Origin of the sequence: Segatella copri (genome assembly GCF_009495355.1) — a bacterium.
GTDB lineage: Bacteria > Bacteroidota > Bacteroidia > Bacteroidales > Bacteroidaceae > Prevotella.
The window spans coordinates 1-17,251 of the sequence record NZ_VZAD01000057.1 but is presented as its reverse complement, the minus strand read 5'-3'; the positions used below and the strand labels follow the sequence as shown (position 1 = coordinate 17,251).

General features: G+C 50.8%; 13 protein-coding genes. 2 read left to right on the top strand and 11 right to left on the bottom strand.

Annotation, left to right across the window (positions count from 1 at the left end):
* Positions 1-115: 115 nt before the first annotated feature.
* The 11 genes from F7D20_RS06675 to F7D20_RS06620 all read right to left on the bottom strand — a co-directional run bounded on the left by F7D20_RS06675 (position 116) and on the right by F7D20_RS06620 (position 14,518).
* Positions 116-1,099, bottom strand: a complete 984-nt coding sequence (locus F7D20_RS06675; RefSeq protein ID WP_158463359.1) for an Rpn family recombination-promoting nuclease/putative transposase — start codon at positions 1,097-1,099, stop codon at positions 116-118.
* A 205-nt stretch (positions 1,100-1,304) separates the two neighbouring features.
* Positions 1,305-2,882 carry an ATP-binding protein gene (locus F7D20_RS06670; RefSeq protein ID WP_158463358.1) on the bottom strand — a complete coding sequence of 526 codons (1,578 nt, stop codon included), beginning with the start codon at positions 2,880-2,882 and terminating at the stop codon, positions 1,305-1,307.
* Positions 2,883-3,998: 1,116 nt separating this feature from the next.
* Entirely contained in the window at positions 3,999-5,273 is a 1,275-nt protein-coding gene (locus tag F7D20_RS06660) for an S-adenosylmethionine:tRNA ribosyltransferase-isomerase (RefSeq protein ID WP_158463356.1), read from the bottom strand.
* A gap of 18 nt (positions 5,274-5,291) precedes the next feature.
* Positions 5,292-6,026: a phosphatase PAP2 family protein gene (locus tag F7D20_RS06655; RefSeq protein ID WP_437182656.1), complete on the bottom strand. Its 735-nt coding sequence runs from the start codon at positions 6,024-6,026 to the stop codon at positions 5,292-5,294.
* Complete coding sequence (locus F7D20_RS06650; RefSeq protein ID WP_158463355.1) at positions 5,993-8,599, bottom strand: BatD family protein; 2,607 nt, start codon at positions 8,597-8,599, stop codon at positions 5,993-5,995. The genes F7D20_RS06655 and F7D20_RS06650 overlap by 34 nt, the downstream gene beginning before the upstream one ends.
* A gap of 25 nt (positions 8,600-8,624) precedes the next feature.
* Positions 8,625-9,398 carry a tetratricopeptide repeat protein gene (locus F7D20_RS06645; RefSeq protein WP_158463354.1) on the bottom strand — a complete coding sequence of 258 codons (774 nt, stop codon included), beginning with the start codon at positions 9,396-9,398 and terminating at the stop codon, positions 8,625-8,627.
* A gap of 12 nt (positions 9,399-9,410) precedes the next feature.
* Positions 9,411-10,430 (bottom strand): VWA domain-containing protein, encoded by a 1,020-nt coding sequence (locus F7D20_RS06640; protein WP_158463353.1) that lies wholly within the window; start codon positions 10,428-10,430, stop codon positions 9,411-9,413.
* Positions 10,431-10,481: 51 nt separating this feature from the next.
* On the bottom strand, positions 10,482-11,480 hold the full coding sequence (locus F7D20_RS06635) for a vWA domain-containing protein (RefSeq protein ID WP_158463352.1): 999 nt from the start codon (positions 11,478-11,480) through the stop codon (positions 10,482-10,484).
* Positions 11,481-11,515: 35 nt separating this feature from the next.
* Complete coding sequence (locus F7D20_RS06630) at positions 11,516-12,598, bottom strand: BatD family protein (RefSeq protein WP_194253510.1); 1,083 nt, start codon at positions 12,596-12,598, stop codon at positions 11,516-11,518.
* Between the two features lie 34 nt (positions 12,599-12,632).
* Positions 12,633-13,502, bottom strand: coding sequence for a DUF58 domain-containing protein (locus F7D20_RS06625; protein ID WP_158463351.1), 870 nt, complete (start codon positions 13,500-13,502; stop codon positions 12,633-12,635).
* 20 nt (positions 13,503-13,522) lie between these two features.
* Positions 13,523-14,518 carry an AAA family ATPase gene (locus F7D20_RS06620; RefSeq protein WP_022251736.1) on the bottom strand — a complete coding sequence of 332 codons (996 nt, stop codon included), beginning with the start codon at positions 14,516-14,518 and terminating at the stop codon, positions 13,523-13,525.
* A gap of 295 nt (positions 14,519-14,813) precedes the next feature.
* Here F7D20_RS06620 and F7D20_RS06615 point away from each other — a divergent pair, with 295 nt between their 5' ends.
* On the top strand, positions 14,814-15,686 hold the full coding sequence (locus tag F7D20_RS06615) for a nucleoside phosphorylase (RefSeq protein WP_158463350.1): 873 nt from the start codon (positions 14,814-14,816) through the stop codon (positions 15,684-15,686).
* 73 nt (positions 15,687-15,759) lie between these two features.
* Positions 15,760-17,193, top strand: a complete 1,434-nt coding sequence (gene mnmE / locus F7D20_RS06610; RefSeq protein WP_158463349.1) for a tRNA uridine-5-carboxymethylaminomethyl(34) synthesis GTPase MnmE — start codon at positions 15,760-15,762, stop codon at positions 17,191-17,193.
* The last annotated feature ends 58 nt before the right edge of the window (positions 17,194-17,251 follow it).

Here is a 17,251-nt window from a genome sequence, read left to right as displayed (position 1 = left end):
TGCGCAAACGTTTACACTGGCATTCATATCAAAAGGTTCGCATGTAAGGAAGTTAGTACATCTCGGCAAGTCACAGAGATGTCTCAATGACTTACCGAGAAATCTCTGTTAGTCATTAAGCTTTCAGCTGCTGCATCTGCTCCGCCGACAGACCAGTAATTTCCATCACCGACGCTGCATCCATTCCCTTTGCCAGCATCTTTCTGGCAATCTCAAGGCTTCGCTGCTCAAGACCTTTCTCCATGCCTTGCTTCATGCCTTGCTTCATACCCTTCTCCATGCCTTGCTTCATACCCTTCTCCATGCCTTGCTTCATACCCTTCTCCATGCCTTGCTTCATGCCCTTCTCCATGCCTTCAGCGATTCCTTCGCGCTTGGCTGTATCCACGGAATTCTTAATGTCACGATAAGCCTTTTTACTGGCTTCATACTCCCGCATTTCCAGCGGAGAAAACTTGGCTATCTCTGCTTCCTCGAAGAGGCGGTCGAAAACCTTGTCGCACAGTTCTTTAGGTCGTTGACTAAGCTTATAGAGGTTCTTCAGTGCATAGAGCCACTTCTCGTAAAGCGTCTGCAACTCATCCAGCTTCTTATCGAACTTCGCAATCTCGACATAAATGAACTCAAGCTTGTCATAAAAGACCTTGTGAGTAGCTGTGTCGCACAACTGCACATGATGACGGATTTTTTCCTTGTCGAAGGCATCGTCGTTCATGCTGAAATTGAGCAACGCAACGGTATAGACATGATTCAGTTTGAAATCCCAGTCATCCCCCTTGGGTGCCTGTTCTCGAATAGGAAATGTGGAATAGAACAGGGAGCGGTCCTTGAAATACGTCTGATAAGCGTTCTGCATCTCAACGATGAACTTCTCACCGTTTTCGCCCTCACAATATACATCAAAGATGGCTCTGCGGTCGGTGTAGACATCGCCCACATGCTCCGGGTTAAGATACGACACATCCTTCACAACCTGTTTACCATTAAACAAGCTGTTGAGAAAACAAATCAGCAAATCCTTATTGGGAGCCGATCCAAAAATTCGCTTGAAACCAAAGTCGGTTAGCAAACTAATATATCTTTCTTCTACCTGTTCCATTATCGTTTGTTTTCTAAAATCTTATGCAAAGATAGCACTATCGAGCGCAATGAAAGCTATCTTTCAGATTGCCCAATGCAGGATATCTTATGCAAAATTACGTTTTTATTTTGAAACCAACAAGGATTTATCTAAGAAAGTTGCTTCAAAAATCTGAGGAATCTGCGTGAGAGCTTATCTGTCCCTTCCTTTTAATTCAGTTACCTTAAAACACTTCCTTCCAATCTACCAATCCCTTTCCCCTATCATCCAACTCTATGGCGAGGGCGATGACCTTGCGCTTGTCGGCCTTGAAAGGCTCGGCGTACTGCTTGGCTCTGATTTGCTCTGCTGCAGCATCCACACCACCATTGTCGCTCAACTTCAACTCCAGAACGTAGATGTATTGGGTGGTTTCCACCACCATGTCTATCCTGCCCGTAGCAATCATCTTTTCCACTTCCACCCTGCAACCGATGGCATTGAATATGGTGCTCATAATCAAGCGATAACGCTCCTCCATGTCCATACTGGCGAGCTTCTTGTTGCTGTAGGGCACATCCGCAATGAGGGCTTTCAGGCATTTCATGGCTTCGGGAAGATTGCCAAGCTGAATGGCAAGCAACAAATCTGATTGAATTGATTGGATATCAGAGTTGCCTCGCAGAGTCAGGGCAGGCAACACAGTCTCATAAAGCGCTTGTCTTACCTCACTGTTAGGGAATCCCAGAATATAAACTCCCATCTGGTAACCCTTTATCGTAAGGTAACCGGACTGATAGAGAAACAGTTCTGCTCCACCACCTGTCACATCAGAGGTCTCGATGGTTTGGCGAAGAATGGTACAAGGGTCAAAATTACGTAGTTTGAGTTCCATATTATCCACAAACTTAGGCAACATGGAGGTTGCACCTGATGAAGCCCAGTAGTTCTTCAGGTCAGAATCTGACAGGGCATTGATAAGACTGAAGGGATTGAATACATCCACCATGTTGCGGCGACTGAAATGATAGCCATCATAGTAGGCTGTCAGTTGTGCCACAGCTTCGTCGAAAGTCCAACCTTCGTATTCAGCCAATTTATTGATTTCCGGCTTGAAATCACGCAAGACTTCTTCCTTGGTAATACCGCAAATGGCGGCATAGTTTGGCTCAAAACTGATGTTGCTCAGATTGTTGAGCACAGAGAAGAGAGAGATTTGCGTAAACTTGGTGATACCTGTGATGAAGACAAACTTCTCGTATTTGTCATCTGCCTTGAGGATGGCAAACACCTCACGATAAACAGCAGTACATGCTTCATGCTGCGGAGTTTTCCAGGAATGTTGCAAGGGCGAGTCGTATTCGTCGATGAGAATGGCCACCTGAAGCCCGGTTTTATTGTATGCAGTCTGAATGATAGCATCAAAACGGTCGGCAAGAGAACTGTCCTGTCGTACAGCAATATCATACTCCGACTCAAGTTGATGGAAGGCATTGTCCAGATAGCTCCGCACACTTTCCGGTGCAGCACCTGCACGACTCATATCCAGCCGGATGACAGGACGCTTCACCCATTCCGTCTCCATCTGCATGATCTTCAGTCCCTCGAAGAGTTCCTTCTTGCCTAAGAAATAAGCTTCGAGTGTATCAACGAGGACAGATTTACCAAAGCGGCGTGGGCGGCTCAGGTAATTATACGTTTTCTCTCTGTTGGCAAGCTGCCAGATAATATCTGTCTTGTCAACGTACAGGTAGCCACCCTCTCTGATTTTCTCAAAAGACTGGATGCCTACAGGCAATCTTCTATCGTTTATCTCTACCATCTTCCAGAATCTTTGGTTTACAATTGCAAATTTACGATTATTTTCTCAAATTGCCATCATTTTCTCTCTTTTTTCTGCGAAATTTACATGAGATGATCATCAGAAACACAGCAAATTACTCCCGAAATCTGCCAATTTGCGTTTGCTCAAGCAGAAAATTTGACAAATAAATGGGAAAATATGCAAAAATCATGAAGAAAAACACAAAATCGATGTAAAAGAAAACGAAAAAACATGTGGGCAACATGCCCAAAACCTTGGAACGGAGGCAAAAAACAGGCTTTTTTTGCGGCCCAAATCGGGGGTGGGCAAAAATGGGCACCCTATCTTTTTAGGCTAAAACCCATCTTTTACAAAAATGCGAAAAAACAGAATTTACTACCCTTTTTGAACAGTTATTGCTACCAAAACTGCTGCCGTGCCGATTCATTTCAACATTTATATATAAACAACGCGAGAAAAGTGAGATAAAGTATTGATAATAAGGGGGAACGGATGGGTTTTGCCCGCATTTTTGTCCACATTTATAAGGATTGTTCCAATTGGGTGGCAAAACGGCAGAATGGCAAAATACCTCCCAATGTGTATAAAAACCTTTTATTTTCTTAACGGATTTAACAATAGTGCACGTCATAGAGGTGCACCGAGTATTCCAAAAAAAATACCGAACTTTGCAATCGAAATCTAAACAACTGAACTTTCGCATATCAGGAAGTTAAAGGAGTTAAGGAAGTTAAGGAGTTAAGACGTATGTCTTGCTGCTTAAAAAACTACGCCAAAAAGACTGTTGTCTTAACTCCTCAGCGACCGTAGGGAGCGATAACTCCTTTAACTCCTTTAACTACTGAGCTTGCGAAACTTGAATAAACAACAAACATATGCCCAAAGATGTAGAAATAGAAAGAAGCAGAGAGCCCACTCTGCTAAAGGAATACAGACGATTCTGCCAGAGCGAATCTGACGTTCATGGGAGCGAAACAGAGATTCATGGGAGCGAATGCAAAAAACATGGGAGCGAATGTGGCAATCGTCACATTCGCTCCCACAATCCCCTGTCTCGCTCAGAGAAATCTCCTTTACTCAACTTCAGTCATTAACCATTAACCACGCAATGAATTACGGAATCAACAACGAAGAGTCACCATAACTCAGGAAACGGAAGTCGTGAGCCAGGGCGTAGTCGTACACTTTCTTCCAGTCGCCATGGAGGAAGGCACTGACGAGGAGGAGAAGAGTGCTCTGAGGCTGATGGAAATTGGTGATAAGCATCTTCACTATCTTATACTGATAGCCGGGGGCAATGATGATCTGCGTGCTGGTGTGCAAAGCCTCCAGACCATTGCGGTCGAGATAGTCGATGATGGCCTGTATCGCCTGAGAAGGCTGAATGGCATTCACCAAACCGCCATCTGCCGACAACTCGTAAGGATCCCACTGGTTGACGTGCAGATCGTCTTCTGTCGCCTCGGGGTGAGAGAGCAGATAAACGCCCATATAGTACAGGCTCTCGATGGTTCGCACACTCGTAGTACCCACAGCAATCACCTCGCAATGGTGCTGCAGGAGCTTCTCCAACGTATGACGGTGCACCACGATATACTCGGTGTGCATGCGGTGGCCCTCTATCTCAAGACTCTTCACCGGCTTGAAAGTACCAGCGCCCACATGAAGGGTAACCTCCTCACGCTCAATGCCATGGCGGTCGATGTCCTGCAATACGGCATCGGTGAAATGAAGTCCGGCAGTAGGAGCAGCCACACTGCCCTTTATCTTCGAGTAAACCGTCTGATAGGTAGTCTTGTCGCTCTCCTCGGTGGCACGGTTGAGATAAGGCGGAATAGGCAACTCGCCCACAGTCTCGAGAATCTCGGCAAAGGAGACCTGCGTGTTGTCCCAGTCGAAGTCGACCCAATAGTTGGTACCACCACCCTTCGCCACCATAGAGGCAGCCTCCGAGCCTAAGGCGTCGCCACGGCGCATGGTGGCAGAGAGTGTAAGCTGATGGCCCTTGATCTCGAAGTCGCGCTTCAGACTGCCCTCCTTCCACTTCTTCAGGTTGCCTATCATGCAGAGCCATGAGCAATGTCCAGTCGTCTGGAACATGAGCTCATAGTCGGTAGGATCGGCAGGCTCCATGAGGAAGACCTCTATCAGGGCACCCGTCTCCTTGCGGAAATGCAGACGCGCCTGAATCACCTTGGTATTGTTGTAAACCATCAGTCCGCCCTTGGGCAGGTATTCAGGCAAATGATAGAACACATCCTCGCCTACCTCACCATGACGGTAGAGAAGGAGTTTGGAGTGGTCGCGCTGCGCCAAGGGGAACTTGGCAATGCGCTCATCAGGAAGGGGGTAATTGTAATCGGTAATTTTTATATGTTTTGTATCCATTATGATTGAATTTTAATGTTACACTCCTCCAGCCATGACTATCGCCCGCAAGAAGGCATAGACCAGGGTGAAAGCCAGAATGCAGAGTATCTTGTCGATATCGTCGTGGTCGTAACCCGTGGGGGTGTACTGGTCGGAGATATATGTGATGTGGGGTGACACCTTGTAATACAGTTTCAGATAACCTATGTAGCACACGACACCGATGACAGCACCCACGAGGAGTCCGCAGAGAATGTCGGAGGGATAGTGCATGCCGAGATACAGGCGTGTCCAGCAGTTGAGCAGTGACCACGAGAAGAGGGCGATGGCGAGGCGCTTGCCACGCATGAGGAGCGAGAAGAACATCGCTATCGACATGGTGTTGGCTGCATGAGCCGAGAAGAAGCTGTAGCCACTGCCACGAAGGTTGCCCACCACCTGAATGGAATATTTCAGGATGGGGTCGTTGTTGGGGCGCCATCGTTCCACCAAGGGTTTTACCACGCCATCGGTGATACCCTCGGAAAGAGCCACACAGACGAGTGCTCCCATTACCGCCAGACCAATCTGCGCCATCGTCTCATTGTTGCGCACAATGATGTAGAAGAGGGTGAGATAAAGCGGTATCCAGGTGAGCCCCGACGTAAGGACGAGCGCCAACTGGTCGATGAACAGATTGTCGCTTCCATTGAAGAAGTGGAGCACCTCAAGATCGGTGAGAAGACATGAGACAAACATCATATTTCCTCCAGTTGTTTGGTTTCTATCCATCCATCTCTTCCATCTGCCAGGTGGATGCCACGCCAGCCATCCATAGAGCGGTCGGTGATGTCGACACGCGTTCCCTCATGAATGACAAACTGGTCGGCGCTCTGTCGGGAAGGAGTCTTCTTGACATTGACCGTAGGAGCCACGATGATGGCACCCGTGCGGTTGACGAGTATCTGTTTCTGCTGATAGGCAAAGAGCGAGCTCAAGAGGAAGACGACAAAGAAGAGGATGCCGCCGAAGAAGCAGACCTTGCGCAACAGCAACTGGGGCGCGAAGAGATAGACCAGCACCAATACCAAGGCAAGGATGATGGACAGGATGCCCGTCTTGGCCCAGTTGTCGACACTGGTGAAGTTGACCAGCGCCTTGTACCAGGTGACGAAGAACATCTCGCTGACAGGAGTGATCTTGTCGATGGTCTTGCTGCGAGCAAACTGCAGGTTGAAGTTGATGTCCTCGTCGCCGGGCGACAGCAGATGGGCACGTTCGTAAGCCAGGACAGCCTTGGTGATGTTGTCGGTGCGATAATAGGCATTGCCGAGGTTGTAGTAGACCTCGGGCGAAACTCCGTTCTTGAGCAGGTCCTCATAGTCCTTGATGGCCTGCTGATAGTTGCCCTTGGTGTACTCGGTGTCGGCGTTCTGCTTGGTGACAGCAGAGGCAGAGAGGCTGAAGCCCATGAAGATGAGCAGCAGCACCACACCGAAGGTATAGTCGCCCTGACGGGCAGAAGTCTTCTTGCCCTGCTTGCGGGCAGCCTTGATGGCATTCTCTATTTCCATAATAGCAGTCATGGCTGAATCGAAAGTCTTGTTCATATTGCCGGCAGGGTCGCCAGGAGCATAGCGCTCAAACTCACACTCGTCGAGAGCCTGGGTAAACTTCTCTATGGTGTCGGCATCAACGGAGTGAACCAACAGCTTATCCTGAATATTCTCGCGCGAGAGCTGTTCGACAGGCATATTGAGCTTGTAGCTGACGTAGCCCCACAAGGCTCTGAGCACCTCGTCGTAGAACTCGCCCTGCTTGCAGGCCATCATCAGGGTGCGTGCCTTCTTGAGTCGCTTGGTGGCTATCTTGTTGGCCTTGTTGGAACGCATCTTCACGATGTCGGCATTCTCGATGGCACGGCGGCGGAAGGCGATGAGCAGACCGATGAAGGCGATGAGAGGCACCATCAGACTCGTCCAATAACCAAAGCTGCCATAGAACATATCGTCGATGTCGCAAAGCTTGCTCTTGCCCAACTTCAGGGCATGAATGTCCTTGTCGGCATTGCTGTAGTTGGCCGACGACGAACCGTCTGAGCCGTCGCCCTGCTCCACGGTGAGGGTGAATGGCTGGGTCTTGATGGTGCGGTAGGCATTGGTCTTGGTGTCGTAGTAGGTGAACTCTACCGATGGAATGGTGTACTTGCCCTGATTGCGCGGAACAGCGAGGAAGTCGTAAACCATGTTGCCCTCCACACCGTTCTGGGTGAGCTTGGTCTTGTCGGTGATCTTGGCGTCATACTGGTCGAAGTCTTTCGGCAGGTTGAGCACAGGCTGTTTGAGGAGTTTCAGGTTTCCGATGCCTCCCACTACCACACGGATGTTGATGGGATCGCCAGCCTTCACGTCGTTCTTGTCGAGCGTGGCAGAGATATTGAAGCGGCCTACTCCACCCGAGAAGTTGGCAGGACGTGCAGGCAGCGGGTCCACCTGAATGGTAATGCCAGGCGCCTTGATAGACTTATGCACCTCCACATAACCCGAGCCGCCATTGAAGAAAGCCTCGATGGGGTCGACATTGCGGTTCTGCTGAACCACGATACCCTTGAAGGTGATGGACGGAATCTCGAGCTTGCCCGTCATCTGAGGATACATGACGTACTGACTCCAGGTGACACAACGGTAAGGACGGCCGTTGATGACCTCGGTGTGAAGCACTTTCTGCTGTGGCTGTGGCACCTCCTGAGAGTGGAAGCCCTTCAGATCGGGCATCTTACCGTCGAGTTGGGTAAGGTCGACCTGTGTATAGACCTTATAGGTAAGGAGCACAGGCTCCTGTTCGTGCACACGCTTCTTGTTGGCAGTGACCTTGATGAAGAGGTCTTTGCCCGAGATGGCAGAACCCGCCTGACGCATGCGAGGCTCATCGGCATCATCGTTGTGCATCCTGGGTGCTCCGCCAGAGTTGTGAGCATGGCCCGAGACGGTGATCTTGACAGGATGGGCTGCGAGCTTCTTGCCATAAACCAGTGCATGCGAGGTACCGATGGTATAAGTTCCAGCCTTGCCTGCATAGAGCGTGTAGGTGATGGTGAAAGAGGAAGAAGAGCTGGTGTGGCCGTTGACCACCTGATAGCTCGACTGCGAAGAGGTGTAGGGTCCGGCTATCACCTCCAGTCCATCGGGCACATTGCCCATACGGAACTCCTCCACTTCACGGGCGTTGACCGTATAGGCAACTCTGAAGTTCTCGCCAGCAGCAACATGTGTTGGTGCTGATACCGCTACACGCTGCGCCTTGGCTTCCTCCGCCAGACCCAGCATCACGAATATCATCAATGTGTACCATTCTATTTGCTTCATAATGAAATGATGTTTGCTTATTGTTTTACCAGTTCTTGTCGTACTGCCTGCGTCGTGGCTGACTCATCGCCTTCTGCATCTTCTGCTTGGTGGCCTTCTCCTGCTGCACGGCTGCATTGAGCAACTGCTCGGCATTGTCACGGCTCATCTTGTCCTGCTCGGGCTTCTGTGACTGGTTGTTCTTATCTTTGTTTTGATTATTTTTCTGCTTGTTCTGATCCTTGTTCTTGTTCTGATCCTTGTTCTGATCCTTATTCTTCTTGTTCTGCTTGTCCTTGTTGTTCTTGTCGTTGCCGCTCTTGTTCTTGTTTTGGTTCTGCCGGTTCTTCTGATTCTTCAGCTGATGCTTGCAGAGCGCCAGGTTGTAGCGGGTCTCGTTGTCCTGAGGATTGTTGCGCAGCGCCATCTTGTAACATTCTATCGCCTTGGCAAACTCCTGATGGTTCTGCATGATGACGCCCATGTTGTGGAAACTCTTGGCACGGCGTATCTTGTTGGTGGTCTGCAAGTCGGCAGACTTGGCAAACTGCTGCATGGCGAGCGAGTCTTTCTGCTGCATCATGAGCGCACAGCCCAGGTTGTAGACCGCCTGTGGATTGTTGGCATTGCGGGCTATCGCCTTGCGATACTGCACCTCGGCAGCCGTCCATTTGCGTGCCCTGTACTGGCGGTTGCCCTGACGGATGAAGGTGCGGTCGTTCTGTGCCAGTGCTGCAACCGTACTGACGAGGAGCAGCCCCAACAGCAAGCACAGCCTGCGCAGTCGCAGGGTCGGTATGATATGATAAATTAGATACATTTCGATTAATATTTAATGTGTAAAGAACTTCACGTTGCGGAGAAGTGGATTCTTCACCTCGAGCATGCAGATGTCGAGGATGAGAAGGAGGATGACCAGGATGCCTACAGCCTGGAACTGCTCGTCGTACTCGCTATAGATGACGGTGTCGGTCTCGCCCTTCTGCAACTTGGAGAGGTCGTCGTTGAGTGCCTGTTCCGCATCGCTGGTGTTGTCGACGTGAATATACTGTCCGCTGCCAGCCTGAGCCAGCTGTCGGCACATCTGCTCGTTGAGGGCAGTCTTCACGGTGTTGCCCTCACGGTCTTTGAGATAAGAGCCGTCGCCCATAGGAATGGGGGCTCCCTTGGTGCTTCCTATTCCCAGGATGAAGACATTGATGCCTTTCTGCTTGGCTGCCTTGACAGCATCCTCGGCTCCCGGCTCATGGTTCTCGCCATCGGTGATGACGATGATGGCGCGTCCCACATGGTCTTGCTGGGTGAAGCTCTTGGTAGCCAGGTCGATGGCTGCAGCAAAGTTGGTGCCCTGGGTCTGGATGAGTGACGGCGTGGTGTTCTGCAGGAACATCTTGGCAGACACGTAGTCGCTGGTGATAGGCAACTGCACGAAGGCATCGCCGGCAAAGACGATGAGACCTATCTTGTCGTTGGTGAACTTGTCGACCAGGTTCTCCACCAGCATCTTGCTCTTGTCGAGTCGCGAAGGCGCCACATCCTCTGCCAACATCGAGTTGGAGATGTCGAGACAGATGATGGTCTCTATGCCCTGACGCTTGTCGTGAGAAATCTTGCTGCCCATCTGCGGACGCGCCACCATGAGGATGAGCAGGGCTAAGGCTGCAAGCAGCAAGCCGAACTTCACCGTGGGGCGATAAGATGACACATTGGGCATGAGGGCTTTCAACAGCTCCGGATCGCCAAACTTTCGGAGTTTGGCTCTTCTCCTTCGCCATCCTATGAACCTCACCTGTACGAGTACCGGCAACATCCACAGCAGCCACAAATATATTGGATCTTCAAATCTTAGCATATTCTTTACGATTGAATTCTTTATTGAACGTTAGCTCTTCTCCCCCTCCCACTACGGTATTCTTCTGAGCCAGGTGATGCGAAGCAGTATCTCCACGAGCAGTACCAACAGGGCTGCCAGGGCAAAAGGCTGATAAGCCTCGTAGCGCTTGGCGAAATGGGTGACGTTCATCTTCGTCTTCTCCAACTTGTCGATGTCATGGTAGATGCGCTTCAGCTCGGCGTTGTTGGTGGCGCGATAGAAGTTGCCATCAGTGGTACGGGCAATGTCCCTGAGTGTCTCGGTGTCAATCTCCACAGGCATGTTGACATACTGAACGCCAGCCGCTGTGGGCATAGGGTAAGGAGCCACCTTGTTGGTTCCCACACCGATGGTGTAGACTCTGATGCCAAAGCTCTTGGCTATCTCGGCGGCCGTCATTGGCGAAATGTCACCGGTGTTGTTGCTGCCGTCGGTCAGGAGGATGACCACCTTGCTCTTGGACTTGGAGTCCTTCAGTCGGCTGACAGCATTGGCGAGACCCATACCCACCGCCGTTCCGTCGTCGATGAGTCCACGGGCAGTAATGTCGGTACGGGTGTCCTGCAACAGTCGCAACAGACTGGCGTGGTCGGTGGTCATAGGACACTGGGTGAAGGCCTCACCAGCAAAGATGGTAAGACCGATGTTGTCGTTGGGACGGCCCGAGATAAACTCGTGAGCCACATCCTTGGCAGCCTCCATACGATTGGGTTTCAAGTCTTCTGCCAACATAGAGGTAGAGACGTCCATCGCCATCATGATGTCGATGCCCTCCACCGTCTTGTTGTCCCAGGAGTTGTGGCTCTGCGGACGAGCCATCGCACAGACGATGAGCACGAAGCACAGACATCTGAGCATCATGGGCAAATGGACAAGGCGCTGGCGCAGGCTCTTGGGAGCATAGGCAAACTGCCGGGTGTCGCTCAGCCTCATGGTAGGCTCGTTCTTCTTCCTGTACAGGAAATACCATAATATATAAGGTATCAGCAACAGGAGCAACAGAAAATATGCTTTACTTGCAAATTCCATGTTTTTATAATATTATTCTTTTTTATTCTATACTCCTACATCAGCAGCATGCAGACACCATAGATCACGTAGGCGGTGATGGCTGCCATGACAATCGCTCCACCCCAGAGCAAAGCCTTGATGAGCTTGCGCTGACTGCGCGTCTTGCGATCCTGGTCGGTAAGCTCGGAAGCTACCTTCTCCTCGACGGTCTGCTCGTTGGTCTTCGTCTGGTCGATGAAGTTGATGGCGTTGACCAGATTGGCGTCATTCTCGCCAAGGAAGGTCTCGTACTTGGCAAACTTCACGAGGTCGGCTGTACGGAAGAGCTGTTTCAACTCGTCAATCATCTTCTGGTCGCCAGCCGACTGCAGATGCTCTATAATCTCGCCGCTGGTCATCTCCATGGCACGGAAGCCAAAGCGCTGCTCTATGTACTCGCGCAGCGTGGTGGTGAGGCGGGTGTAGTATTCCTTCTGGGTCTCCTGCGACTCGGTGTGCTGCTGCTTGATGACATTGATCTCGCTGAGCGCCTTCTCGTGGGCTGGCACACGCTTCACGATGCGCATACGAATCACGATAGGTTTGTTCTGACGGAGGCGCTGCCAGAGCCACAGCATGACACCGAAGAGTAAGAGTACCAGAATGCTGAGCCAGAACAGAGGACTCCACTCACTCCATAGGAAGGGATTGTCCTGTACGTCCTTGGGGGGATAGAACTGGTTGGGATGTACCGTATCCACAGGCACCGTGAGCACCTTGAGCGCCAACGGGTTGCCCTGACAGGTCTTGCCGTTGACCTTGACCTGAAGGGCTGGAACAGCGTAGACCTTCTCGTCGAAAGAGGTGAGCGTATAGTCGCGGCTTATCTGTAGCCTGCCGCCGTCGAGCTCGGCGGTGTCGGCATCGCTCTGCTCCACCACCTCGATGCCCGGAGTGAGCATCTGTGACGGCTTGAACGAAGGCAGCACCACCTTGGCACCCTTGGCAGCGGTGACCTTGAGATGAAGCTTCGTCTGCTCGCCTATCAGGATCTGCAGAGAGTCGAGTTTCTGCACCACCTCCTGGGCTGCCGACCCTACTGGCAACAGAGTCAGGAAGGCAAGCATCATGATGATAATATTCTTCTGTTTCGTCATTTTTCTTTTCCCTATTGGTTTACTTCTCCGCTTTTCAGCCCCGCTGCATGAACAGGTTGAGCAGAGCACGTGAGAAGTCTTCGTTGGTGGCGACAGCCGTCCAGTCGACCTTGCTCTTGGCAAAGGTTTCGCGCAACAGCTGCTCGCGCATCATCCAGTGGCGTGTATGCGCCTGACGCAGTTTCCTGGAACTGGTGTCAATATACATCTCGTGACCTGTCTCTGCATCGCACACCTTGAGGAGTCCGATGTCGGGCAACGCCTTGGCACGTGGATCGTACACCTGAATGGCAGCCACATCGTGCTTCTGATTGGCAATCTGAAGGGGATGCTGAAAGTCCTTGTCATCGAAGAAGTCGCTGATGACGAAGGCTGTGCAATGGCGCTTCATCACCCGTGTGAAGTACTCCAAAGCCACACCGATGTCGGTGCGCTGGCTCTGAGGATGAAAATCGAGCATCTCGCGGATGATGTAGAGAATGTGCTTGCGGCCCTTCTTGGGCGGGATGTATTTCTCTATTCGGTCGGAGAAGAAGATGACACCTATCTTATCGTTGTTCTGAATGGCGCTGAAGGCCAGGGTGGCTGCAATCTCGGTAGCCATGTCGCGCTTCATCTGCCGTGTGGTACCGAAGTCGAGCGAGCCACTTACGTCGACCAACAGCATCACGGTAAGCTCGCGCTCCTCCTCGAACACCTTGACAAAGGGACGATGGAAACGGGCGGTCACATTCCAGTCGATGTCTCTCACGTCGTCGCCATACTGGTACTCCCTCACCTCGGCGAAGGCCATACCCCTGCCCTTGAAGGCCGAATGATACTGGCCTGCAAAGACATTCTGGCTGAGACCGCGAGTCTTGATCTCGATCTTGCGTACTTTCTTTAAGATATCTTGTGTGTCCATTTATTACTTATTCCTCAAAATCAAGGTACTTCCACCTTATTAATTATGCGGCTCACGATTTCCTCGCTGGTCACATTGGAAGCCTCTGCCTCGTAGGAGAGTCCCACACGATGGCGGAGCACGTCGTGAGCCACGGCACGTACATCCTCAGGAATCACATAGCCGCGGTGCTTGATGAAAGCATAAGCCCTGGCTGCCTTGGCAAGAGAGATGCTGGCACGTGGACTGCCGCCAAAGGTAATCATATCCTTGATGTCGGACAGACCGTAACGCTCGGGATAACGGGTGGCAAAGACGATGTCGGCAATGTACTGCTCTATCTTCTCGTCGATGTAAACCTCGCCCACTATCTGGCGAGCCTTCAGTATCTCGTCGGCTGTGGTGACGGGATGTACCTCGGGAAGACCTCCGGCGATGTTCTCACGGATGATGAGCTTCTCTTCCTCAAGTGTAGGATAGTCGATGATGACCTTGAGCAGGAAACGGTCCACCTGTGCCTCGGGCAACTGATAGGTTCCCTCCTGCTCTATTGGGTTCTGCGTAGCCATTACAAGGAACGGACTGGGCAGTCGGAAAGTCTCGTCGCCGATGGTGACCTGATGCTCCTGCATCGCCTCGAGCAGCGCACTCTGCACCTTGGCAGGAGCACGGTTGATCTCATCTGCCAATACGAAGTTGGCAAACACTGGACCCTTCTTCACATGGAAGGTCTCGTCCTTCTGAGAATAGATCTGTGTACCCACCACGTCGGCAGGCAACAGGTCGGGAGTAAACTGAATGCGGCTGAAGTCAGCGCTGATAAGCTGAGAGAGGGTCTTGATGGCCAAGGTCTTTGCCAGACCAGGTACGCCTTCGAGCAGGATGTGGCCATCGCTCAGAAGACCTATTAGGAGACAGTCTACAAGATGTTTCTGTCCTACAATCACTTTGTTCATGCCCATCACCAGATTGGTGACAAACTGGCTTTGTTGTTCTATCCGGATGTTGAGCTCGCGGATGTCAATAGATTCTGCCATAATACTATTCTGTTTTTGTTGTATATTCCATTAGTCGGTTTACCTGTTTACTTGCGCCAACAGGTACTGCAGAAAGCCCTTGCCGCGCAAAATCGAACGCAAAAGTAAACATTTAGGGAGAAAAAAACGAATATCACACTCTAAATAATATTAAAAATGGCACTTATTTCCTTTATTTAAGAAACTTTCAATATAAAAAAGCACAAAGGCTTTTGAATTAAAAAAGATTTTATCTATCTTTGCAGTAATAACCGTGAACAATCCAACGTTATTAACGACAAAAAACATGTAGATTATGAGTAAGTATTTTGCAGAATCTGAATTGATTATCAATGAGGACGGAAGTTGTTTCCACCTCCATCTGCGTCCTGAACAGCTCGCTGACAAGGTGATTCTCGTTGGCGACCCTGGCCGTGTAAGCCTCGTGGCATCCCACTTCGAAGAGAAAGAGTGCGAGGTGGAAAGCCGTGAATTCCATGCCATTACCGGCACCTATAAGGGCAAACGCATCACCGTACAGAGCACAGGAATAGGATGCGACAATATTGACATCGTGGTGAACGAGCTCGACGCTCTGAAAAACATCGACTTCAAGACACGTACTGAGAAGCCCGAACACACCACACTCACCCTCGTGCGCATAGGCACCTGTGGAGGCTTGCAGCTCAACTGCCCTGCCGGAACCTTCGTTGCCTCACAGAAAAGTATCGGCTTCGACGGACTCATCAACTTCTATGCACGCCGCAATGAAATCTGCGACCTTGACACAGAGAAGGAATTCAAACGACAGGTGAAATGGAACGACCAGATAGGCAATCCCTACTGCGTGGACAACAATCCGGAACTCCTCGATCGCATTGCCGCCGATGACATGGTGCGAGGAATCACCATCGCCTGCGGCGGATTCTATGGTCCACAGGGCAGAGAACTGCGTGCACCTTTGGCCGACCCTGAGCTGAATGCGAAGATTGAGGCGTTCGAATACAACGGTCTGCGTGTCAACAACTTCGAGATGGAGAGTTCGGCTCTTGCCGGACTGTCACTGCTCCTCGGACACAAGGCGCTCACCTGCTGCATGGTCATCGCCAACCGACGTGCCCTCAGTGCCAATACTGGATACAAGAGTACCATCGACAACCTCATCAAAGTAGTGCTCGATAGAATATAGTTTAAAGGTAAAAAGGTAAAAAAGTAAAAAGGTAAAAATTAAAAAAAAGAAAATATATAAAAAGGATAGATAAATGACAAACTCAGAAGAATGTATCTGTGCCCTGGCAACCCCAGCCGGCGGTGCCATCGGAATCATCCGACTCAGCGGTAACAACGCCATTACCATCACCGACCAGGTTTTCACATCAGCCAGCGGCAAACCTCTGAACGGGGCTAAAGCCAATACCCTACATTATGGCGAAATCAAAGATAAGGACGGAAAAACCATCGACGACGTGCTCGTTAGCGTATTCAGGGCACCCCACAGTTACACGGGAGAAGACTCCACGGAGATTTCCTGTCACGGCAGCAGATACATTCTTCAACAGGTTTTACTACGGCTCACAGAAGTGGGCTGTCGACAGGCTGAACCAGGCGAATACACCCGCCGTGCCTATATGAACGGAAAGATGGACCTGTCGCAAGCTGAAGCCGTGGCCGACCTGATAGCCTCAACCAACAAGGCCACCCACCACATGGCAATGAGCCAGTTGAAGGGACATTTCAGCAACGAGCTGACACGACTACGCGAAAAACTGTTGAAGATGACTTCGCTGCTTGAACTGGAACTCGACTTCAGCGACCACGAGGAACTGGAGTTTGCCGACCGCAGCGACCTGCGAGCTCTTGCCGAAGAGATAGAGCGCCGCATCAATACCCTTGCCCACTCTTTCGAGACGGGAAATGCCATCAAGCAGGGCGTCCCTGTAGCCATCGTGGGCAAGACCAATGTGGGCAAGAGCACCTTGCTCAACCGACTGCTCCACGAAGAAAAAGCCATCGTGAGCGACATCCACGGCACCACGCGTGACGTGATAGAAGACACCACCCTCATCGACGGCATCACCTTCCGCTTCATCGACACTGCCGGAATCCGCAAGACCAACGATGTGGTGGAGAACATCGGCATCGAGCGTACCTTCCAGAAGATGGAAGAGGCCCGCATCATCATCTGGCTCCTCGATGAACTGCCTGCAGAATCAGAAATTGATGAGATGGAGAAAAAGAACCAAGGCAAAAAACTGCTGATGGTATTCAACAAGATCGATGCTCTCTCGTTCGACCCAACCTCACTTCCTTTCCATTATTCTGCCCAGTCGGCAGACAAGAACAGCCTTGCCTCTTCACCCTCGTCTTCGCCAGCAAGCATTAGCATCCTGAGCATCAGCGCCCGCACAGGCGAGAACATCCCCCTCTTGGAGAAAGCTTTGGTAGAAGCAGCCGACATTCCAGAAATATCAGAAAACGATGTCATCGTGACCAGCGCCCGCCACTACGAAGCCCTCATCCGTGCCAACGAATCCCTCTCCCGTGTATTGGAATCGATGGATATGGGCATGAGTGGCGACATCATTGCAGAAGACCTGAAAATCGTATTGGAGGAACTTGGCGAAATCACAGGTGGACAGATCAGTAGTCAGGAAACACTAAACAATATCTTCAAGCACTTCTGCATCGGAAAGTAATAGAATAGAGTAGATGTGGGGAGTTACCCCCAGCACCTCTCATTGCACCGTACGTACG

Bases quoted from the DNA above. Each gene is read 5' to 3' on its own strand.
- F7D20_RS06675 (WP_158463359.1), bottom strand. From the start codon at position 1,099: ATGGAACAGGTAGAAGAAAGATATATTAGTTTGCTAACCGACTTTGGT.
- F7D20_RS06670 (WP_158463358.1), bottom strand. From the start codon at position 2,882: ATGGTAGAGATAAACGATAGAAGATTGCCTGTAGGCATCCAGTCTTTT.
- F7D20_RS06660 (WP_158463356.1), bottom strand. From the start codon at position 5,273: ATGGATACAAAACATATAAAAATTACCGATTACAATTACCCCCTTCCT.
- F7D20_RS06655 (WP_437182656.1), bottom strand. From the start codon at position 6,026: ATGGATAGAAACCAAACAACTGGAGGAAATATGATGTTTGTCTCATGT.
- F7D20_RS06650 (WP_158463355.1), bottom strand. From the start codon at position 8,599: ATGAAGCAAATAGAATGGTACACATTGATGATATTCGTGATGCTGGGT.
- F7D20_RS06645 (WP_158463354.1), bottom strand. From the start codon at position 9,398: ATGTATCTAATTTATCATATCATACCGACCCTGCGACTGCGCAGGCTG.
- F7D20_RS06640 (WP_158463353.1), bottom strand. From the start codon at position 10,430: ATGCTAAGATTTGAAGATCCAATATATTTGTGGCTGCTGTGGATGTTG.
- F7D20_RS06635 (WP_158463352.1), bottom strand. From the start codon at position 11,480: ATGGAATTTGCAAGTAAAGCATATTTTCTGTTGCTCCTGTTGCTGATA.
- F7D20_RS06630 (WP_194253510.1), bottom strand. From the start codon at position 12,598: ATGACGAAACAGAAGAATATTATCATCATGATGCTTGCCTTCCTGACT.
- F7D20_RS06625 (WP_158463351.1), bottom strand. From the start codon at position 13,502: ATGGACACACAAGATATCTTAAAGAAAGTACGCAAGATCGAGATCAAG.
- F7D20_RS06620 (WP_022251736.1), bottom strand. From the start codon at position 14,518: ATGGCAGAATCTATTGACATCCGCGAGCTCAACATCCGGATAGAACAA.
- F7D20_RS06615 (WP_158463350.1), top strand. From the start codon at position 14,814: ATGAGTAAGTATTTTGCAGAATCTGAATTGATTATCAATGAGGACGGA.
- mnmE (WP_158463349.1), top strand. From the start codon at position 15,760: ATGACAAACTCAGAAGAATGTATCTGTGCCCTGGCAACCCCAGCCGGC.